This is a genomic window from Bacillus sp. FJAT-22090, from assembly GCF_001278755.1.
In the GTDB taxonomy this organism is placed as follows: Bacteria; Bacillota; Bacilli; order Bacillales_A; family Planococcaceae; genus Psychrobacillus.
In genome coordinates this window covers 1,305,044-1,327,096 of the sequence record NZ_CP012601.1, presented here as the reverse complement: position 1 = coordinate 1,327,096, position 22,053 = coordinate 1,305,044, and the positions used below count along the sequence as shown (strand labels likewise).

At 34.9% G+C, this 22,053-nt stretch carries 18 protein-coding genes, 1 pseudogene and 1 other annotated feature; of the genes and pseudogenes, 14 read left to right on the top strand and 5 right to left on the bottom strand.

Features of this window, described 5'->3' with window-relative positions:
• The first annotated feature begins 167 nt into the window (after positions 1 to 167).
• Genes AM499_RS07085 through AM499_RS07070 form a run of 4 tightly spaced genes read left to right on the top strand, consistent with a single transcriptional unit; the run spans position 168 to position 3,699 of the window.
• The gene (locus AM499_RS07085; protein WP_053589542.1) at positions 168 to 1,478 is read left to right on the top strand and encodes an aspartate aminotransferase family protein; all 1,311 of its coding nucleotides are present in this window, start codon (positions 168 to 170) and stop codon (positions 1,476 to 1,478) included.
• A 22-nt stretch (positions 1,479 to 1,500) separates the two neighbouring features.
• Positions 1,501 to 2,295, top strand: a complete 795-nt coding sequence (locus tag AM499_RS07080; protein WP_053589541.1) for a transporter substrate-binding domain-containing protein — start codon at positions 1,501 to 1,503, stop codon at positions 2,293 to 2,295.
• Between the two features lie 29 nt (positions 2,296 to 2,324).
• Complete coding sequence (locus AM499_RS07075; protein WP_053589540.1) at positions 2,325 to 2,984, top strand: amino acid ABC transporter permease; 660 nt, start codon at positions 2,325 to 2,327, stop codon at positions 2,982 to 2,984.
• Entirely contained in the window at positions 2,977 to 3,699 is a 723-nt protein-coding gene (locus tag AM499_RS07070; RefSeq protein ID WP_053589539.1) for an amino acid ABC transporter ATP-binding protein, read from the top strand. Before AM499_RS07075 ends, AM499_RS07070 begins: the two co-directional genes overlap by 8 nt.
• Positions 3,700 to 4,060: 361 nt before the next feature.
• Here the strand turns inward: AM499_RS07070 and AM499_RS07065 are convergent, their stop codons facing one another.
• Positions 4,061 to 5,905, bottom strand: a complete 1,845-nt coding sequence (locus AM499_RS07065; protein ID WP_082355192.1) for a penicillin-binding transpeptidase domain-containing protein — start codon at positions 5,903 to 5,905, stop codon at positions 4,061 to 4,063.
• 282 nt (positions 5,906 to 6,187) lie between these two features.
• On the opposite strand from AM499_RS07065, the gene AM499_RS07060 reads away from it, so the two are divergent.
• The 3 genes from AM499_RS07060 to lysS all read left to right on the top strand — a co-directional run bounded on the left by AM499_RS07060 (position 6,188) and on the right by lysS (position 9,499).
• Positions 6,188 to 7,372 carry a GTP-binding protein gene (locus AM499_RS07060; RefSeq protein ID WP_053589537.1) on the top strand — a complete coding sequence of 395 codons (1,185 nt, stop codon included), beginning with the start codon at positions 6,188 to 6,190 and terminating at the stop codon, positions 7,370 to 7,372.
• A gap of 57 nt (positions 7,373 to 7,429) precedes the next feature.
• Positions 7,430 to 7,579 (top strand): 50S ribosomal protein L33, encoded by a 150-nt coding sequence (gene rpmG / locus AM499_RS07055; protein WP_053589536.1) that lies wholly within the window; start codon positions 7,430 to 7,432, stop codon positions 7,577 to 7,579.
• 106 nt (positions 7,580 to 7,685) lie between these two features.
• Positions 7,686 to 7,951 (top strand) — a binding site (T-box leader).
• A gap of 87 nt (positions 7,952 to 8,038) precedes the next feature.
• Positions 8,039 to 9,499 carry a lysine--tRNA ligase gene (gene lysS, locus AM499_RS07050; protein WP_053589535.1) on the top strand — a complete coding sequence of 487 codons (1,461 nt, stop codon included), beginning with the start codon at positions 8,039 to 8,041 and terminating at the stop codon, positions 9,497 to 9,499.
• Between the two features lie 106 nt (positions 9,500 to 9,605).
• Here lysS and AM499_RS07045 read toward each other — a convergent pair whose 3' ends face one another.
• Both AM499_RS07045 and AM499_RS07040 read right to left on the bottom strand, forming a co-directional pair.
• Positions 9,606 to 9,878, bottom strand: coding sequence for a hypothetical protein (locus AM499_RS07045; protein ID WP_053589534.1), 273 nt, complete (start codon positions 9,876 to 9,878; stop codon positions 9,606 to 9,608).
• 182 nt (positions 9,879 to 10,060) lie between these two features.
• Positions 10,061 to 11,380 (bottom strand): alkaline phosphatase, encoded by a 1,320-nt coding sequence (locus AM499_RS07040; RefSeq protein WP_053589533.1) that lies wholly within the window; start codon positions 11,378 to 11,380, stop codon positions 10,061 to 10,063.
• 559 nt (positions 11,381 to 11,939) lie between these two features.
• Between AM499_RS07040 and AM499_RS07035 the strand changes: the two genes are divergently transcribed.
• The 3 genes from AM499_RS07035 (at position 11,940) to AM499_RS07025 (ending at position 14,697) form a co-directional block, all read left to right on the top strand.
• Complete coding sequence (locus AM499_RS07035) at positions 11,940 to 12,656, top strand: SDR family oxidoreductase (protein WP_053589532.1); 717 nt, start codon at positions 11,940 to 11,942, stop codon at positions 12,654 to 12,656.
• A 232-nt stretch (positions 12,657 to 12,888) separates the two neighbouring features.
• Positions 12,889 to 13,650, top strand: a complete 762-nt coding sequence (locus AM499_RS07030; RefSeq protein WP_053589531.1) for an alpha/beta fold hydrolase — start codon at positions 12,889 to 12,891, stop codon at positions 13,648 to 13,650.
• A 78-nt stretch (positions 13,651 to 13,728) separates the two neighbouring features.
• Positions 13,729 to 14,697: an NAD(P)-dependent alcohol dehydrogenase gene (locus tag AM499_RS07025; RefSeq protein WP_053589530.1), complete on the top strand. Its 969-nt coding sequence runs from the start codon at positions 13,729 to 13,731 to the stop codon at positions 14,695 to 14,697.
• A gap of 280 nt (positions 14,698 to 14,977) precedes the next feature.
• On the opposite strand, the gene AM499_RS07020 is transcribed toward AM499_RS07025, so the two are convergent.
• Together AM499_RS07020 and AM499_RS07015 are read right to left on the bottom strand one after the other, a co-directional pair.
• Positions 14,978 to 15,262, bottom strand: a complete 285-nt coding sequence (locus AM499_RS07020; RefSeq protein ID WP_053589529.1) for a hypothetical protein — start codon at positions 15,260 to 15,262, stop codon at positions 14,978 to 14,980.
• Between the two features lie 321 nt (positions 15,263 to 15,583).
• Positions 15,584 to 16,456, bottom strand: a complete 873-nt coding sequence (locus tag AM499_RS07015) for an LppY/LpqO family protein (RefSeq protein ID WP_053592120.1) — start codon at positions 16,454 to 16,456, stop codon at positions 15,584 to 15,586.
• Positions 16,457 to 17,104: 648 nt separating this feature from the next.
• On the opposite strand from AM499_RS07015, the gene AM499_RS07005 reads away from it, so the two are divergent.
• The 4 genes and pseudogenes from AM499_RS07005 (at position 17,105) to AM499_RS06990 (ending at position 21,953) form a co-directional block, all read left to right on the top strand.
• Positions 17,105 to 17,380: a hypothetical protein gene (locus tag AM499_RS07005; RefSeq protein ID WP_053589527.1), complete on the top strand. Its 276-nt coding sequence runs from the start codon at positions 17,105 to 17,107 to the stop codon at positions 17,378 to 17,380.
• A gap of 508 nt (positions 17,381 to 17,888) precedes the next feature.
• Positions 17,889 to 18,134, top strand: a pseudogene (locus tag AM499_RS22225) (ArsR/SmtB family transcription factor); the annotation flags it as partial.
• Positions 18,135 to 18,224: 90 nt separating this feature from the next.
• Entirely contained in the window at positions 18,225 to 18,641 is a 417-nt protein-coding gene (locus tag AM499_RS22005; RefSeq protein WP_053592119.1) for an SRPBCC family protein, read from the top strand.
• Positions 18,642 to 18,782: 141 nt separating this feature from the next.
• Complete coding sequence (locus AM499_RS06990; RefSeq protein ID WP_053592118.1) at positions 18,783 to 21,953, top strand: ATP-binding cassette domain-containing protein; 3,171 nt, start codon at positions 18,783 to 18,785, stop codon at positions 21,951 to 21,953.
• Positions 21,954 to 22,053 lie beyond the last annotated feature (100 nt).

The following is a 22,053-nucleotide window of genomic DNA, read 5'->3' as shown; positions in this document are numbered from 1 at the left end:
ATACAAAATTTCTTCTTGTATAATTATACATAAAGTCATATATTATATTAATATCAAATCTATTTTTGAATGATTTGAATGTATATATTCTTATTTACAATTGTAAAAATACATTTCATCCCTAATAATCGGTAAACAAACTTGAAAGAAAAGTGAAGGTGAACAACATGAGTAACTGGCTAGAGCTTTATGATAATATGGGAGATTATTTAGCACCAAGTATGGCTAAGGATCATCCGAATATTCCAATAGTGAAAGAAGAGGGCTGTTATTACTATGGAGTAGATGGTAAGACTTATTTGGATTTCACATCTGGAATCGCTGTAGCGAATACAGGGCATCGTCATCCGAAGGTTGTACAAAGCATTAAGGATGCCGCTGATCAGCTTGTACATGGACCATCAGGCGTCATAATGTATGATTCGATTTTAAAACTTGCGAAAAATCTTGGTGATGTATTACCAGGTGACTTAGATTGCTTTTTCTTTGCAAATAGTGGAACTGAGGCAATTGAAGGTGCTTTAAAGCTTGCAAAATTTGTAACCCAACGTCCTTACGTTGTGTCATTTACCGGGTGCTTCCACGGTCGTTCTCTTGGCGCTTTGGGTGTAACAACGTCGAAGAGTAAATATCGAAAGTTTTTACAACCTTCGCATTTGTCTTATCAAATTCCTTATGCGGACGTAAAGGGTTGTCCTGAAGGATTGGATCCTGAAGTTTACTGTGTAGAACAACTAGAGAAGGATTTTAAACGACTCTTTAATCACCAAGTTACTCCTGAGGAAGTAGCATGTGTTATTTTAGAACCAGTTTTAGGTGAGGGTGGTTACATCATCCCACCGAAAGCATGGGTAAAGAAAATAAGAGAAATTTGTGATCAGCATGGTATTTTATTGATTTTTGACGAAGTGCAAACAGGATTCGGACGAACAGGAGAATGGTTTGCTGCGCAATATTTTGACGTAACACCAGATATTATGGCTATAGCGAAAGGTATCGCATCTGGCTTACCGTTAAGTGCCACTGTTGCTTCCAAAGAATTAATGCAACAATGGCCTTTAGGAATGCATGGTACAACATTTGGAGGAAATCCTATAGCTTGTTCAGTAGCGTTAACAACTTTAGAAATTCTTCATGAGGAAAAACTAATTGAAAACTCTAAAGTAGTTGGAACTTATGCTACGGAGCGTTTAAAAGGGCTTCAATCAAAATATTCCATAATAAGTGATGTACGTTCAGTAGGCTTAATGATTGGAATTGAAATTTCGAACCCAAAAACAGGCGAGGCAGATGGACAAGCGGTAATGAAAATTCTTGATTATGCATTAGAAGAAGGTGTTCTATTCTACCTTTGTGGAAACGTCGGTGAAGTTATTCGGATGATTCCACCATTAACTATTACAAAAGAACAAATAGATGACGGCTTAGAAATGTTAGAAAAAGCAATTATTCGTTTTATTCAAGAAAAATCAAACTGAAAAAGAAGAGGAGTCAACAATTATGAAAAATAAACTATTTTTATTCATGTTAGTACTTGTAATGTCTATTTTAGGAGCATGTGGAACTGCGGAAAAAGAAGAATCAACAAATGGCGAAGGTTCAGCAACCGTGGATAAAAAGGTATTGGTAATGGGGACGTCTGCTGACTACGCACCATTTGAGTTTGTGGATACAGAGAATAGTAATGAAATTATTGGATTTGATATAGATTTAGCTAATGCAATTTCAGAAAAAATTGGATTTGAAGTAGAAGTAAAAGATATGGATTTCAACAGTTTAATCCCGGCATTACAAGCAGAAAAAGTAGATTTTATATTAGCTGGAATGAGCCCAACTCCTGAACGTGATGAGGTAGTAGACTTTTCAATTCCTTATAACGAAACAGTACAAATGGTAGTGACTAAAAAGGATAGTGGTATCGAAAAAGTAGAAGATTTAGCTGGTAAAACCGTGGGAGTACAAATTTCTTCTATTCAAGAAGAATTAGCAAATGAAGTAGCTAAAACAGTAGATATGAAAGTAGAAAGCCGTAACCTTATTCCAGAAGTAGTACAAGAATTAATGACAAAACGTTTTGATGCAGCGATTATCGAGGATATTGTAGCAGAAAACTATGTACAAAGAAATGCTGAACTAACTTATTTCCCAGTAGAGGTAGATGAAGCAGATTATAAAGTTGCTGTTTTACCTGAAGGAAGCGACTTAAAAGCTCAATTTGATCAAGCAATTCAAGAATTAATTGATAGCGGTAAAATTGAAGAGCTTCAACAAAAATGGTTTGTTGTGGAAGAATAAATAGTAAGTAAAGAAAGGAGGGGGACGTTGTGAACTTAGATTTTACAGCAGTCTTACCCTCTATTCCTTATATTTTAGAAGGAATAGGTATAACGCTTCAAATCGTATTGTGCGCAACCATCATTGGTTTCTTATTAGGAATTTTATTAGCTTTATTTAAAATTGGACGTATTAAATTGTTGCGTTGGATTGCGGATATATATACATCCATTTTTCGGGGAACACCGCTCGTATTACAATTAATGATCATTTACTATGCAATACCACAGTTATTAGACATTCAAATTGATCCAATGCCTGCTGCTATATTAGCATTCGGTTTAAATTCTGGTGCTTATATTTCGGAAATCATTCGTGGAGGTATTAATGCAGTTGATAAAGGCCAACAAGAGGCAGCCCTAGCATTAGGAATTCCATATTTTAAAATGATGAAAGATATCATTTTACCACAGGCATTAAAGAACATTCTGCCGGCATTAATGAATGAATTCATTACACTAAACAAGGAATCTGCAATTGTAACAGTTATTGGAGCCCTAGATATTATGCGCCGTGCCTATGTTGTCGGAGGCTCAACATATCGATATTTGGAGCCATTATTAATTGCTGGTGTAATTTATTATATTATGACGCTCATTTTGACATTCCTTGGGAAAATGCTAGAAAAGAGGATGAGTAGAAGTGATTAAAGTAGAAAATTTGCATAAATCATTTGGAAAAAATGAAGTATTAAAAGGAATTTCGACTGTCATTAAGGAAAAAGAGGTAATTGCAGTAATTGGACCATCCGGTTCAGGAAAATCGACGTTTTTACGTTGTATGAACTTATTAGAAGAGCCTACAGAAGGCGTTATTACTATTGGTAATGATGTTGTAACAGATAAACAGACAAATATCATGAAGGTAAGAGAAAACGTAGGAATGGTATTCCAACACTTTTACTTGTTCCCTCATAAAACAGTACTAGAGAATTTAACGTATGCTCCAATTAATGTGCAAGGAATTTCAAAACATCAAGCAATAGAAAAAGCAGATATACTATTACGCCAAGTTGGCCTATTTGAAAAACGAGACGAGTATCCAAATCGATTGTCAGGTGGACAAAAGCAGCGTGTTGCGATTGCACGTGCTTTAGCGATGAATCCTTCCGTTATGCTTTTTGACGAACCTACCTCAGCGCTTGATCCAGAAATGGTAAAGGAAGTACTTGCTGTGATGAAGTCACTTGCTGAATCAGGAATGACGATGGTTATTGTGACACATGAAATGAATTTTGCGCGAGAAGTAGCAGATCGTATATTATTTTTAGATGGTGGCCAGCTTGTAGAAGATACACCACCAGATCAGTTTTTCACGGAACCTAAATCAGTACGAGCGAAAGAATTTTTACAAAAGGTATTATAAACTAGTGAAGCAAACCCAAAGTAGTGGGTTTGCTTTTTTTACATATGATTACAGATAGAATTTGGTTATGTACAAACAAAACAAAAGAACGGGTACAGTAATATACTTATATATTTTTTGACCTTCGTTGTTTCTTTTTTTATAAGAGGTACGAACTGGACCAACAATCATGAGAACAATGAAGAGAGGGAAAATTACTGATTCTGTTACTTTCATCACTAGAAAAGTTATTGACTGCGTAGGATTGAGTGGTGGAGGTGCTTAATTATTTAAGATAATGGAGAGAGGTATGATTGTATTTCTTTATAGAAAAATGCACATGACGAAATATTATTTCATCATGTGCAATCTGATTCATTTATTAATTTGTTGTATATACATGGATTGTTCCATCCAATGGAATTAAGCTATTTTCTTTTGGTAACTGAGAAAGTATTTGATTACCATCACCATGCCAGACGATTGAAAAAGGATACATATACGCAGTTATTTCCTCTTTCTTAGTACCTACTAGATTTGGAACTCTAGTTTGTGGTACATCACCCCATCTATACTCTTTTTCGATTTGTTCACCGGATCCAGTTTTTTGAAGTGTGTCTTCTAAAATTTGTCCTACAATCGGAGCTGCTATAACCCCACCAAATTGAGCACTATGTTTTGGGTTATCAATTGCTACGTATACGATGAGTTCGGGATTGTCTGCAGGAGCAAAACCTATAAACGAAACAATATATTCACCGTCGACATATCTGCCATCTTTAACTTTTTGAGCGGTTCCTGTTTTACCACCAATTCGCAATTGGTCTCTAAATGCATTTCTGCCAGAACCTTCTGCAACAACATGCTCCAATGCATCACGTACTTTCGCGGATGTTTCTTCCCGAATTACTTGTCGTTTCATTTCTGGTTCAGTACTGGATAATAGCTCGTTTGACACTCCATCTAAAACGTTCTTAACTATATAAGGTTTGTATAAGTAGCCACCATTTATGGCTGCAGCAACTGCTTGCACTTGTTGAATAGGAGTAACGGAAATACCTTGACCAAACGAGGTAGTTGCATGCTCGATAGGACCATAATTCTCCTCACTAAACAAGATTCCAGTTGATTCTCCAGCCATACCCGACTCGGTAGATACTCCAAAACCAAATTTACGGATATATTCCGATAATCTATCTTCTCCTAATCGCTGCCCAAGTTCGATAAAGCCTGGGTTACATGAGTTTTGGACTACTTCTAAGAATGTTTGAAGTCCATGCCCATCTCTTTTCCAACATCGTAACTTTACACCATCCACTATTGCATATCCTGGATCATAGAAAGTATCTTTTTCTAAGTCTACAACTTCTTCTTCAAGTGCAGCGCTTAATGTAATAATTTTAAATGTTGAACCAGGTTCAAAAGTCATCCAAACAGGTAAATTTCTATTGTAAATCGCTTGGTCTACCTCTTGATACGATAATGGATCAAAATTTGGTGCGGAAGCAAGAGCCAAAATTTCTCCATTATTAGGATTCATCACTATAGCGACACCTTGGGTTGCCTCATATTTTTGCATCGCTTGAGATAACTCACGCTCTACCACTTGCTGAATATGTAAATCTACAGTTAATTGAATATGATTGCCTGTTAATCCATTTTTCCAACCATCATCGACGTGTGGAAGTGGAATGCCTTTAGCATCCGTATATAAACGTATAGCAGAATCTTCTCCTTTTAATATGGAATCATATTGATATTCTATTCCGGCAAGACCTTGTGCATCAGAGCCTGTAAATCCTAATAATCTTGATAGCATATTACCATGTGGATATTCCCTAATATAATCAATCCCGGCATAGAGACCTTTAATATTTTTGTCTTGAATTTCCATAGCAAGCTCTGAGGTTATATTTTTACCTGCAGGAGCCAGCTTTATTATGGAAGCTCTTTTGGATAATTGTTCTAAAATAACATCTTCTTCTGTTTTTAAAAGTGGTGCGATTTGCTCCGCAACTTTTTTCGGATCATCATTTTGTGAGGGCATATAAAAGAGTGTTGGTGATAGTTTGTTCCCAACTATCACTTCTCCATTTCTGTCCAAAATGTTTCCTCTAATGGAGGCATAGGGTAACTCTCGATCCCAGCTTTCTTTAGCTTTTAAAGTAAGCTCTTCAAACTGAAAGACTTGCAGCTGAATTAATTTCAACATTACTACAATAAACATTATAAAAGTTACAATCCATATTGTTCGAAGCCGAATAATTTGTTTAACTTTGGAAATCTCATTTTCCCCTTTTAAACTTTTTAGATAACATATGAAAATTTGATTTTGAATATGTCCTAGTAAATGTAGTGATTTAGTTTTTCTATTTTGGAAGAGTAGTACTTGACTGGTTTACAACTCCGAATAAATAAAAAATATACATTAGTATTGCACATTAATTAAATAAATTGTATTATTTAAATAGTAATCATTACGATTTAAAATGAATGAAGGAGGAAATGTATGAATAAAAAGATACCGGTCACCGTTTTAAGCGGTTATCTAGGAGCAGGAAAAACTACAGTGCTGAACTACTTATTGGCAAATAAGGATGGAAAGAAAATAGCTGTAATAGTAAATGACATGAGTGAGATTAACATTGATTCTCAACTTATCCAGAACGGGGGTTTTTCACGAACTAAAGAAACATTAGTCGAACTGACAAATGGTTGTATCTGTTGTACACTTCGTGAAGATTTGATTATGGAAGTCGAGAAGCTCGCTAAAAATGGGAATATCGATTATTTAGTTATTGAATCGACCGGTATTTCTGAACCTATACCTGTAGCACAAACATTTACATATATTGATGAAGAAGTTGGTATCGATTTATCTAAATTTTGTACGTTAGATGCCATGATAACTGTGGTAGATGCCTTCCGTTTTTGGAGTGATTATGAAAGTGGAGAATCGCTTCTTGAACGGAAACAAACAGACGATGTTCAAGACATTCGAGATGTTTCGGATCTATTGATTGATCAAATTGAATTTGCAAATATTTTATTGATAAGTAAAACAGATTTAGTCACACCTGAATATTTGCAAGCATTAAAATCCTTTTTAAAAAAATTAAATCCTGAAGCAGCTATTGTTCCAATGGTAAATGGGGCAGTTCCCCCGGAGGAAATTTTGGACAAAAGACTTTTTGACTTCGAGAAAGCAAGCCAAGGTGCTGGATGGATTAAAGAATTAAATGATGAACATATCCCGGAGACTGAGGAATATGGAATAACATCTTTTGTATATAGAAGAAAACGCCCATTCCACCCAGAACGTTGGTACGATTGGTTGAAAGCTTTTCCTCAAGAAATTGTTCGGTCCAAAGGATTCTTCTGGTTAGCAACTCGTAATAATATGTCAGGTATACTATCCCAAGCTGGATCTTCAATCCAAATTCAGGGTGCTGGTAATTGGGTAGCATCTCTCTCGAAAGATGAGCAACAAATGATTTTACAAGAAGACTTTTCTTTGACATCTAGATGGGATGACATTCATGGAGACCGACTGACAGAAATGGTATGGATTGGGCTTGAGATGGATAGATATGAAATTGAAAGCAGGCTTGATTCGTGTTTATTAACGGATGAAGAAATGGTTAGTGACTGGACAAAACTATCGGATCCACTTCCTCCGTTTAGTTCAAATTGAACTATTATTTGACACATAGCATTTCTGAAATTGGTACGCAAATTAGGAGGAAGATCAATGAGGTTAAAAATCACCCTTGCTTGTACAGAGACTGGTGACCGCAATTACATTACGAAGAAGAACAAACGTAATAACCCAGAACGTATAGAGCTGAAAAAATATTGTCCTCGATTACGTAAAGTGACTTTGCATAGAGAAACAAAGTAATAAACATTAACTGCAATAATTTAAACATATTGGAAAGATATATTGACTAAACTAAATATATCGATTAATATTATTTCTATTATTAAAAATTATTAAAAAATATAGGAAAATAGCGATGAAGAGAAGAGTAATTATGATTAATTATTTCCAGAGAGCTCCTATTGGTGAGAAGGAGTATTAATTATCCTAGTGAAAAAAGGCTCGGAGCTTCGCACGGATCTAAGATATAATCTTAGTGATAATGCGACGGGATCTCCCGTTATAGAGATAGGGTATAATCAATGTGTTAATTGCCGTACCCGAAAAGGTTGATATGGTGACATATCAATAAACTGGGGTGGTACCACGAAGCTAATAACTCTCGTCCTCAAGATTAATAATCTTGGGGGTGGGGGTTTTTTTGTTGTTTATAAATACAGTAATTACATGTGACAATATAAAAAGTATGGAGTGATTAAAATGAGTAATGAGGAAACAATACGAAGAATAGAGAAAATAAGGTTGCTTAAATCTCAGGGAATAACAGTATATCCTGAAAGATATGATACAAATTATGAATTTATTGAAGCGAAAATGCTGGAAGATGGAACTTCTGGAGTACAAGTTGCTGGAAGAATAACAGGAATTAGAAACTTTAATCATTTAAGTTTTATAACTATATCCAACATATGCGGAAATTTACAACTTCTATTGAAAAAAGAGGAAGTTGGTGAACCTACTTATAATCAATTTCATCATTTATTGGATATTGGAGATTTTATCGGAGTTACAGGAATTATGTTCACAACTAAAACTAATGAGAAAACACTACGTATTGAAAGTTATAAGTTTCTAGGGAAGGCATTGCATTCTCTTCCAGAGAAATGGCATGGATTAAACGATATTGAGTTAAGGTATAGGCAACGCTACTTAGATTTAATAATGACAAAAGACACGCAAAATCGTTTACTAGCTAGAACAAGTTTGGTTCGATCTATTAGGAGATTTTTTGAAGAACAGAATTTCTTAGAAGTAGAAACTCCTATATTACAACATACTTCATCTGGTGCAATAGCAAAACCTTTTAAGACCTTTCATCATTCTTTAGATACGGAACTGAACTTGCGAATTGCACCAGAAACTTATTTGAAGAGATTAATTGTTGGAGGCTTTACAAAAGTATTTGAATTTGCAAAGTGCTTTAGGAATGAAGGAATCAGTCCTCAACATCTTCAAGAATTTACAATGGTTGAAGGATATGCAGCTTATTGGAATTATGAAGATACAATGAAATTAATGAGTGAAATGGTTCTGTTTGTTCTTGAAAATACATTTAATACAACTTCCATTACGATACGAGGTCAAAAAATTGATTTTTCATTAGAGTGGGATATTGTATCTTTTAGAGATTTAATATTAAAGGACACAGGAATTGACATAGATCTTTATCCAGATGTTAAAGATTTATACATGGAAACGAAGAGAAAAAATATTCAAATAGAACATTCGGATATTCAATCTTTAGGTAGAGGTAACTTCATAGATCTGCTTTATAAGAAAATAAGTAGACCTCAAATTGTAAAACCAACTTTTTTAATTCAACATCCAATTGACTTATCACCATTAGCAAGAGCTAATGACAATAATTATACGCTAACGGATCGTTTTCAATTAGTAGTAAACGGTTCAGAAATTATTAATGCTTATTCAGAGCTAGTTGACCCGTTAGAGCAAAGAAGAAGGCTTGAAGAACAAGCTCTCCTTAAAAGTAATGGTGATTTGGAAGCTATGGAGATGGATGAAGAGTATCTAACAGCAATGGAATATGGAATGCCTCCAATTTCAGGTTGGGGATTTGGTATTGAACGATTATTAATGGTTCTAACTGATAGTGAAACGATAAAAGATTGTGTTTTCTTTCCATTAACTAAAAAGCTATAGGTCAATTGCTTTTCCTTTCTCAGTAAATAGATATAAAGACAAAAGCATTAATCCAAGAAGGATTAATGCTTTTTATATGTTTGTTCTAATATAGGAGAGTATAAAATTATTTACGAAAGTAGGGGTTTACATTGTTTACTTGTTTTTTTAATTTTTCTAATTCAGAGCTTAAATAGTCAATTTGTTTTTGCATATTTTTATTATCACTGTTATCACTTTTTTTATTTTCTGCTTGACGCTCTTCTTCTATCGCAAGCACTGCTGAAATAGTTGAAAGAAGATCACCAAACGTTGAGACTACTCCGGCAATAACAGCAAGTTTTGCTGATTCACTGACGGATTGGAGGTTTTCGTTATTATCATCTTGATTAAATACCAAATAGTTGCCCTCCAGTTATATAATGATCACAACATTATTGTATGCAAATCCTAAACTATAAGTGAAATGTATTTGGATAAAGGATATGAAATCTGATTAATCTTTTCATCAAAAAAAAGACATTCCCAATTGAGATGTCTTTTTATTAATATAAAAGTATAAAGGTAAAAAATACTACATATCTATTTAGAAGGGTTCAAATTAATTTTCATTGCTTTCGCCATTAAATGAGGTATATCTGTATTTTCATGTAATCCAGCAAAAAGGTCAGAGCTCGGCCCATATGCATAAAGCGGGACATCTACTCCCGTATGAGCTGAACTTGTCCAACCTACTAATGCTCGCTCAGATATAACTTCATTAATTGTAATAGCTGGTTCTTTTGAAGCTATAATTTTTTCGGCTTCCATTTCTGAAAGATCAATACTCGTATACTCTTTCACTACTTCTTTTACATTGTTGCGATCTAAATTCAATTTGCTGGCCATAAAATCACCAGTCGCCGTTACATTTTGTAGGACTTCAAGTTTTGCATCATATTGTCCATAACCGCCAACTGACATGCCACCAGTATCATGGTCACCTGCTACAACGACTAACGTATTTTTATCCTGTTTAGCAAATTCCAATACTTCAGCCAATGCTTTTTCAAATGCTTCTGCATCCTTCATTGCCCATGCTGCATCATGGTCATGTCCTGCCCAGTCTATTTGGCTACCTTCTACCATTAAGAAGAAACCATCTTTATCTTTTTTAAGAACTTCAATGGCTGTATCAGTCATTTCTGCCAAGCTTGGCTGATTTGTTACATCACGGTCTAACTCAGGCGCCATTGCATCTTGAGCAAATAATCCGATGAGCTTATCTGTCTTTTGAGAATCATTTAACTCTTCACGATTTTCTACGACTTTATATCCATCTTCTTTTGCTTGATTTAAAAGGGAATCCGTAAAGTATTTCTTTCCTCCACCAAGAATAACATCCACTTCATTTTCCAATAATTGTGGTGCAATTGCTGCCTCATCTGAACGAGATGCAACATGTGAAGCAAATACTGCTGGAGTTGCATGTGTGATTGTAGAGGTAGCAACCAATCCTGATGCCTTTCCATTTTCTTCAGCGGATTCTAGGATAGTGTTTAATTCTTTTCCATCTGGTGATGTACTTATCATTCCGTTGTTTGTTTTTACTCCCGTAGCCATTGCAGTTCCCGCTGCTGCGGAATCAGTCACTTCCGTATCTGCAGAATAGGTTCTATGCATTCCGACCAACATGGAATCCATCAACGATTCTTCTCCTTTATATAAACGATAATTTGTGGCATAAGAACTTGAAAATCCGTCAGGAACCATGAAGATCACATTTTTAACTTTTCCATTTTTTGAATCTTGATTCGCTTCTACTACTGGAGTTGAAAATGCATTACCAACCAAACCACTAATAGCTATAGTAGAAATAACTGCGAATGGTAGTAGCTTCTTTTTTAGATTGTTTTTAGACATTTCTTTTTCCTCCCAAATTTAAATTTAATAAGATTACGATATAATCATATAATTGCAAAGTTAATGTACTATTAATGAAATATTAATATATTCTTTAGGATATTAAATTCTTGTTACAAAGGTAGTACGTAAATTTAATTAAAGATTTTTAGACGATACATAATGGATTAAGTACATTACATCAGAGCGGTAAACACTTATTTTGTCTGCTGCGACTAGAGAATTGATAACGGACAGAAGTGCCGGCAGTCTTAACGCTGTGTGTAGTGGAGATCTTGCTTTAGCTGCAGGAGCAGTTTTAACAGGGGAAGGGCATGAAAATAAATCATACAATCTGGTAAACTCACAGCCCTGAACTTTTGATGAGCTTATTGAAGAAATACTAGGTTTCTGGAAATCAAATTACACATAAAAAGTTTCAATTGATGTTAAGAAGGATTATCTTGGCAGTGTTGGACTACCTGATCCAGTCGTTGAACTTATTGCAGGGATTTACCATGCATTAAAAGCATAACTTATAATTGAAGTAATAATATGAATGAATGGGGAGGTCTTTTCTATGTCATTTCAAGGAAAACGTGTAGTTGTTGTTGGTGGTACTTCTGGTATTGGATTGGCGACTGCCAAAGCGTTTCTTGATCAATCTGCTCAAGTAGTAGTTGCGGGTCGTTCTACTTCTAAATTAGCCGAAGCAAAAGACAACTTGGGTAAAGGTGTGGAAGGGTATGAACTAGATTTTCGTAGTAATGAAAGTATTGCAGTATTCTTTAAGAAGGTAGGAAATTTTGATCACTTAGTAATCACTGCGGGTGAGGGAACTATGGGTCTCTTTAGAGAGTTGCCAGTGGAAACCGCGAAAGAAGCTTTTAATAGTAAGTTCTGGGGTCAATATGCTACAGCCCATGCAGCACTGCCTTACTTAAATGAAGCGAGTACTATTACGTTTACATCAGGTGTATATGGTCAACGTCCACCACAAGGTGCATCGACGTTTGCTTCAATAAACTCAGCAATTGAAGGATTAGTTCGCGGGCTTGCTATTGAGCTATCACCAATGCGAGTAAATGTTGTAGCTCCTGGAACTGTAAATACTCCAATTTACGCCGGTATGCCAGATGACCAACGTGAAGGTATGTTTAATAGGATCGCTGAGCAGCTCCCTGTAAAACGAATCGCTCAACCAGAAGATATTGCTCAGTCTTACGTTTATTTGGCACAAAACGGATTTACAACTGGATCTGTGGTTGCAATTGATGGTGGGGCACGTTTAGTTTAATAAAAGATAGAGTAGACATTCCCTTTTATGGAATGTCTATTAATTTTGTTAGGACCCATTAGTGCTTTCCATACTTGGCATGAAGAAAAATTTTTGCTAGTAGTGCTACTCTAAGCCTCGTATGACAATTTTAAAAACCTCTGTAGCATTACTTAAGAAGGAATTAACAAAAATCAACGAGAATATATTATTAAACACATTGTTAAACAAGACAAACTGAGTGAGGTGTAGTTTGAAAATAGAAAAATACAAAATAGAGACATTAAAAGGAAAGTTACAATATAGTATTAGCGGAAATGGTAAACCAAATATTGTTCTGATTAATGGTGGCTCTGGCCCATTAGAAGCTTGGATGAAAATACTACCGGAACTTTCGAAAATATCCTCTGTATTTTCTTATAATCGTTTTGGTATTGGTGGTAGTGATAAACCGAAAGAACCTCAAGATGGACTGACTATTGTAAAAACTCTTCATGAAGCACTTAAAATAGTTGGATTTGATCCACCACTCTTATTAGTTGGACATTCATTAGGCGGATTATATGCAAATTTATATGCGCGACTTTATCCGAACGATGTAGCTGGAATAGTCTTTATAGAATCCACTCATCCGAAGGATCTAAGCTTAAATGAATATCAGGGTAAGGCAATTAAAACAATAAACAAATTGTTTACAATATTTGATTCCTTGTCCTCATATAAACAATACAATGAAGTTAATTTTGTAAAAGATACTGTAATTCAAATACAACAAACAGATACTTTTCCTGAAATACCTGTATATGTTATTACAGGTGGTAAGGAAAATCGAATGATACCAGAGGAAGTTCAAAGAAAAAGAGTAAAACATCAATTGGAATATCTTTCGTTATCTAAAAATAGCAAACATATAGTCGCTAATAATAGCGGTCATTTTCCACAATTATCAGAGCCGAGAGTCGTTATAAACACTATAAAAGATTGTGCAAACCAATTAATTAATACAAAAGGTTAACTTATAGCCCTTTATTTCAAAACTAACGTGGCAGCTTAACTAAAGAAGGAATGAATCAAATATTAAGGAGGTTTCCTCATGAAAGCGATGGTTTACAATAAATACGGAACTACTGATGTTCTTAAACTAAAAGAAGTACAAGTACCTACTCCGAAGGACAATGAAGTAAAGGTAAAAGTTCATGCTGTTTCCGTGAATTCTTGGGACTGGGATCTCCTGAGAGGTAAACCATTTTTGGCTCGTATTGGGGGATTGCTGAAACCAAAATACAAAATTCTTGGAGCTGACATAGCAGGGCGGGTTGAAGAGATTGGCAGAGACGTAAAGCACTTTCATCCAGGCGATGAGGTTTTTGGGGACATCTCCTGGTGTGGTTGGGGTGGTTTTGCGGAATATGTATGTGTTCGTGAAGATGCATTGACGTTGAAACTATCCACTATGACTTTCGAAGAAGCATCAGCTATACCTCAAGCAGGAGTCCTCGCATTACAGGGCCTTCGCAAAGGACAGATTCAGGAAGGTCATAAGGTTTTAATAAACGGGGCCGGTGGAGGAGTGGGTACTTTTGCATTACAGATTGCGAAATTATACGGGTCTGAAGTAACATGCGTGGACAACACTGGGAAAATGGATTTGCTACGGTCTATTGGAGCAGACTATGTCATTGATTACACTCAAGAAGATTTGAAAGGGAGATGTTATGACCTAATTCTTGATGTTATAGGATCTCGGTCAATCTTTGATTACAAGCGTTTATTAAATCCCAATGGCACTTATGTAATGGTTGGTGGTTCCTTTTCTCTAATCCTCCAAATAATTTTCCTTGGTCCAGTAATTTCGAGAATTGAGAAAAAGACTATGAATATCCTTGTACATAGACCAAATAAAAATGATCAAAATTTTTTAAAGGACCTTTTTGTTGACGGAACAATTGTACCAATAATAGATAAACAATATGCGTTAAGTGAGGTTGCTGAAGCTATCCAATATCTTGGAGAAGGAAAAGCCAAAGGAAAGGTCGTCATCCATGTAGAACAAAAAAATTAACAAAAAAAGTAATCTTAAACACAGTACCTTGCCAACGTTATTGCGACCTCAATACTTGAAAAGGAATGAATGGCAGTATTTCGTTCCTTTGAATCATCTTAATCCTCTAGGGATTGCATCAAATCTTATTTATAGCTATTTGTACTGAATTAAGCTTTGGTAGACTTTTTTCATAGCACTAATCTAATGTATTGTGTTTCTTCAACTAACAAGAGCTTAAGTTGAAGAATTCTAATACTAGAATTCTCATAAAAAACATACCGATGGTTTGGTGTGATTTTTATAAATTATTGGCAGCGACAATCTTAGTAAAAGCACTTAATTGGGCCTTGCTGAACTCCACAACCTCTTCTAAACCTTCGGCATTGGGATGAATAAAGTTTTGGGTACCCAAATTTTGTCCCTCAGTATGTTTAAGGATGGCAACTACTAAATTTTCTTGCTTAGGGTCAACAATCGAGTATATTTCCCATACAACGCCAGCTATGTCCGCGACATTTTTAAAAACTAAATCAAACTCTACCTCTTGTAGAATTTTTTTTACTTGATAAATGTATAGCCCCATACCTTCTAACTCCATTCCTTTACATTTACTATATTATATTTGTCTTCAATTCATATTGTTAAATTTTTTTATAAAAGAAAAATTATTTGTATGAGTAAACCGATAGAGGTAGCAAAGTTCATACTCGTAAAACATTTTCGCATCAAAAAAATTAGCAAAGTAGGATGCTTCTTTATCTAATGGCGCTTAGTTACAGGTACTTTTTCATGGTTTAATCTACTGAATAATAAAACAAACCACTTCGGAGCCAATCATCTTTAACATCAAGATGTGATGAAGCAATAAAAAAGGATCTCCCACTGGAAAATCCTAATGTACTCATTATTTAGTATCGAAGGATACCTTCTTTGTAGTCAACACTTCTAAAGCATCTTTTACCTCTTTCGCAAATCGAATTGGTTTTTCAATTTTTACAAAATGGATATACATCAGCCTTGGATCCTCAAACAACCAATGATTATGAAAGCCGGTAACAATAATATCATGTTTCAGAAGCTCATCAATGAATGGGTTGATTTCCTCTTGCAGGATCACCGTTTCCCCACTGCAAAGAGCTCTGCCATCTGAAGATAACGATTCAAAGGCAAACATTTGTGGAATCAATAAAAATGACGTTCCTCGCCTTCCTAGAACTCGAGGCATAATATTTGTACGAGATTTCATCACAATACAAGCCCCACCTTCAAATGTATGCATGCTGCCATCTAAAACTCGATTGAACTCCTCACAAAGCTCCTCTCCCCGTCTATCCGATGTTCTTTGATTTCTTCGGGAACCTCCAATATTGCGAGTAGTTAAGACTTTTAAGGCACTTCTTACTTTTCTAGCAAAAGATAAAGGTTCATCAAGGGATTCAAAATGCATATACATCAATCGCGGATTTTCAAACAACCAGTGATTATGAAGTGCGGTCACAATGATTCCTTCTTCACGCAACCTCGCCATAAATGGATTCGCTTCTTCCTGGAGGAGGACAGTTTCACCAAGACACAATGCCTTTCCGTTTTCATCAAGGTTTTCAAAAGAAAATGCCTGAGGCACAAACATAAAGGAATCAGCTCTCCGGCCTAGTACAACCGGATGAATATTTGTCCGGGATCTTGTTGCAGTACAAACCCCATTAATGATAGAGGGAGCTGCCCCCAAAATTTCCGCAAATTTCTCACAAAGGTCGTCTGGACGAATATTGTTCATGTTATCCAATTGCAAACCATCTCCCAAATACAATTTTCTAGTTATTGTATTCTAGAAGTCAAATAAAGGGACTGGGTATATGCCCTAAAAGAAGATTAAAATGTTCCAATTATAAATACAGATGGTTGGAATTTTACCAAATACTTTAATTGGCAAATGGAAGTAGGTGGGATCTAATGTTTAGGAAAATACGAATCCTTATCGCTGGGGGTTCTTTTTTTAGTTTTCTACCCAATAATAGTTTTGTCACGAGATTCACAATGATTCTCACAAAAATTGCAGAGGAATTAGTAGCGCCTTGTTATCTAATAATATTTAAATCTGCTGTTAAAATTTGTTCTTCTTTAAATGTCATCGCTTGCTTAAAAAATTTGTTTTCCGATGAAAGTTAACAGTAGTCTTTTTTTCAATCTTAAAGAGATTATGATTCTTCAATCTAAAAATTCTTTGAAAATAAATCATACTTATCTGTGTAAGACCGCAATGGTTAAATTAGCTACAAGTAGACTTAATTTTGGAGCAGTCCAACCATCAGTATATTATTCTTCCAGAGTACTAAAGTTAAAGGAGAGAACTTATGAATGAAAAGTTGTTTAATATAATATATTAATTAAGAAAGATTAAATATAGAATCTATAGGAGGAAATTATGTTTTTTTTATTCTTTGTATTCTTTTGCATTAGTTCTATTATTTTTGGACCTATATTTTATTTTGTACCAACAGAAAAACAAAAGAGATACAATCTATTTTTCCTAGTAGTAATGATTTTTTCATTCTTAACTATTCTTGTAATAAGTCCTTTTATGCAAATAGAAGAAATACTTCTTCTTATGTTTTTATCTATACTAGTAGCTTCGGTTTCGAGCTCAGGATATTTATTTTCTAAAACAAATCCTGAAAATGAAACTAAGTTAACGACGTAGATAAGTCTAGAAGAGATAAAAACTAGAATCAGCAACAGACTTTCCAGACGGATTTAGTTCTAGTTAATATAGTATTAGCTGCTAACTATACTTACCTCACGATGGCTTTTGCTAAAGAACATCGAGGTGCATAGGCAGCTCTTTTTTTTTGACTATTATAAAAATAAATTTCTTCTTGAAAAAAATAAAAACATTTAAAAAGCCCCTGCTCAATCGTTAAAAAAGAGGAGAAAGTACATTAATAAGTCTATGGATTTCATTGAAATTGAAGTAATGAACCCTTATAACCATTTTCATTATCTTTGGAGAAGTATGATTTTGTGATTTATGGATAGTGAAAGGGGCAGAAAAAAATAATCATTTCTAAGGATCAGAAAAAGGAATAGCAAGCAAATTTGACATGACACCTTTTAGTGTCCTATAATAAATAGGACAACAAAAGGTGTCATATTAGGTTTATTAAGAATGAAAATCGGTGATAATACAGAAATACTAATGAAAAGAAAAGGTGGGAATTATTTCAAACGAAAAAGGTAAATCGAGGGATGTATATGCTGCAATTGCCGATCCAACAAGGCGAGAATTACTTCGAATGTTGGCAGATGTTGAAGAATTACCCCTACATGAGATAACGGTTCATTTTCAAATGGGTCGTACAGCAGTATCTAAGCATTTAGCTATCCTTAAAGATGCTGATCTCGTAATTGTGCGAAGAGTTGGTAGAGAAACGAGGTATCGGTTAAATGCCTCTCCGTTGAAAGAAATTCAAGATTGGATATCTTTTTACGAAGGATTTTGGATACAAAGAATGGTTAAATTAAATCTTTTATTGGAGGAAAAAAATATGAAATCAGACGTATCATTAGAGTTTCAATTTACAAGTTCAATTGAGCAAGTATGGAACGCTTTAACAGATTCGGATACTCTTGCGAAATGGATATGGAATAATGACTTTAAACCAATCGTAGGACATAAATTTCAATTCCGAGCGGAGCCAAATGAATGGTGGGATGGAATTGTAGATAGTGAAGTATTAGTAGTGGATGAACCTAATAAGCTTTCTTACACATGGGTAAGTGCCGGAGAAAGCACTATTGTTACATGGACTTTGAAAAAAGGTTCAGATGGAATTATCAATCTACATCTTGATCAAACTGGATTTAGTGAAGCAACAAAAGCTCGTGAGGGAGCAATTGAGGGAGCTAAATATGCTTGGATGAAAATGGGTGAAAAGCTCGGAAAAGTGGTATCAGAACTGTAAAAATGAATTCTTCAACAATAGGCGCAATTCGGTAACAAGAATTGTGCCCTTTCTTATTTATCTAATTTATCGGATAACAGATGAAGATGAAGTTTTACTAATATGGCAATACTTAATTTAGAGAATGGAGATGATACCACTATGAAAGTAAATAAATTAATAGCGAACAATATTAACAAACTAGATGTAGCACTACCTGTAGATAAATCGTTAGGAATTGCTGGTTTATCTGGATCAGGTAAAACAACATTTTGTCAAACTATTGGAGAAGAGTCCAAGAAGCGTCTCGTTTCCTTATTACCAAAAGCTGAATATCAATATTTGTTTCCAAACATTATGGAAACTAATTTCAGTGCTATCAAAATGGAAGAAATGCCTCTAGTACTTTTTCTCGGAAAATCATCCATTTCTTCGAATCCACGTTCAACGATAGGCACCCATACGGGCGTTTTTAAAGAGATTCGCGTGCGACTTGCTGAAGAATTTAATCTTTCTCCAGAAGTTTTTTCATTTAATAATGAATTAGGTTGGTGTCCCGCATGTAAAGGGCGCGGCACTACGAAAAATATCGAATGTAAAAAGTGTGAGGGCAAGCGTTTTAATCCAGAAGTGGAGCAACATAAGATAGAAATATTGAATCAACCACATAGTATTTCCGATATTAACAACTTAAGTATTGAAACGATTCTTTCCCTTAGAGAAGAATTACATATTAGTGAAGCAAAACAACATATTCTTCAAAATATACTCAATATGAATATTGGTTATCTAACATTAAATCGTATTATGGGTACCTTGTCAGGTGGAGAAATAACACGACTTTACTTGGCAGAATTTATGGCAACAAGTGAAAATACCGTTATTATTGTTGATGAAATTTCAGTAGGTCTAGACCACCAAACACTATTGAAAATTTTAGAAGAGATTAAACAATTGGGCTACAAGAATCAGATTTGGCTCATTGACCATTCTGACACGGTGCTTAACACATCGGAAGAACAATTATTCTTTGGACCTGGTAGTGGAAAATACGGTGGGAAAATTGTAGAAGAATCCCCACGTCCACAACCAATCACTTCGGAAAGAAATAAAGAAATGCCAATAGAATACTATCAATTTCAAGATCTTTACTGCCGTAATATTCAAATGAAAGAAATTCAGATTCCTAAAAATAGAATTGTCACTTTTACGGGGGAATCAGGATGTGGGAAGTCTACACTTGTTAATGAGTGCATTGCCAAAGATTTTCAGAAGCGATATCCAAAAGATAAACTCGTAATAGTTGGGCAAGATCGAAATCAATCGATTACTAGTCGGTCTACAGTTGCAACGTTTCTTGATATTAAAAGGAAACTTACAAAATATAGTGAAGATATTGATGATATTTTTCAGCGTTCGATTGAAGATATTATTGAAGAACTGCCAAAGGAAGATATTGCTCATAAACGCTTGAGCTTATTGATCAAACTTGGACTTGGTTATTTGACGTTGGAAAGAAAAACGCAGTCTTTATCAACGGGTGAATTTCAATGTGTTCATTTAGTTTCTGAGCTGTTTGCTAACTCAAGAAACCCACATACGCTCTTTATTTTTGACGAGCCTTCCAAAGGTTTATCACAAAATATTTTAAATCAATTCATTGATAGTGTAAGAGTCATTCTGCAAGATGAATCTGTCTCTATTATGATGATTGAGCATAATGCTTATATGATAGACAACTCTGATTTTATCGTTGATTTTGGGGACAGGCAGATTGCACCTGTCGAGCGTCTTGATGTTGTCGGTCATGATGATTATTATCGCGGACAAAACGGTCCAGAACAGGTTGCACCTTTGCAAATTTCATCTACACTAAATCAACCAAATGGCATAAACTTTTTAACAGAAAACCATATTGCCTATTTTAATAATGCAGAAAACGTCTATAAGGGCGGTATTTTAAAAAGCTTATCCTCCATGGCCCGTTTGATTTATGGTGAATATGAAACAGACATAATTGCACCCGTTATCGCTATAGACCTGGAACGTCACTTATATAGTCAATATAGTTTTCTTTATGAACTTGGCGGCGTGATCAACCATATTGTAGCAGCTCATCCGACCAATAAAGATACGAGAAGCTTTGATTTCTATCATCAAGACAATCATTGCCCATGCTGTTCGGGCCGTCGAGTGATTGAAAAATTTGATTTTGAAGTGGTTCTTCAGGATAAAACCGTGCCATTTTGGGATGGTCAATTACATGCAGATGTAATGGAAGTTTTAAAATTTTATCAGTTTTCAAAATTAGAATTCCTCTTTGATGAGATTAAAAATGAACTCGGTCAGGATATAAGTAAAAGTTATAATGACATGTCTGAAGCAGAAAAGCATACCTTTTTATACGGGTATTGGGAAAAGTCATTTTATGATAAAGAAGGCAAGACAAGAAGGACTTGGGAAGGCTTTAATTTAATCATTGGGCGTTATATATTTGTATCGAAATCGATTATTAAAGAGCATATAAAAGAATCCAAAGAGATGATTACATGTCCAGTTTGCGAAGGAACCGTATTAAACCACCATAAAAAGCTGAAATTTGACGACTCGGATATACGTGAGATTATTAACCAGCCACTTGATCAAGCGATGAAAACAGTCGGGAAGTTACAGCAACTAGAAAAATTAAAAGACATTGTCGGCGGTGATATGACTTTAAGCGAAGATGTGTCCTTATTACCGAGAGAAACACAAGTCGCTCTGAAAATGCTTGAACTAGAGCTTGCAAGCTTTGCTCACTATGAAATCGTTTTACAAAATGCCCTGCCATTCTGGGACATTATTAGCGGCAATATCGAAGCAATCAGCATTAATAATCGGATTACCATCTGTGATTTTGACAATATCACAGAAACGAGAGAAACCATCATTGATAAGTATTTCACAAATGGAAAATACAAAAAACTAACATATGTTTATGAAGCATTTGGTTACAAAAAATTAGTTACCCAAATAAATAAAATTAAAAAAAGCCATCCATGTCCATTCTGCCAAGGAAAGAAAGTTATTTCAGAAGATAATCTGCATGATGGCGTCTTTAAATTAACAATTCCGTGTGTTAGTTGTTATGCAAGTGGCATCAATGATGAAGGGCGTAAAGAAATCGTCGAGGGCATAGACGTGCACACATGGCTAAATGGTAAAGTAAGTGATGTTGTTGCACAAAGCTTAAATCTTGAGCCTGTTGCAGATCTTCTTATTTTCAAGCGTATTCGTGAGTTAAATAAACAAGAAATGATGGCGATTTACCAGTTCTTAGAGCAAAATAATTAAAGATGTATTAAAGTAAGGCATATTTCAAATTAAAACTAGATGTCTGCTAATAATTAAAAACTCATTTGCAAAAAAAATTTTGCAAATGAGTTTTTATGCT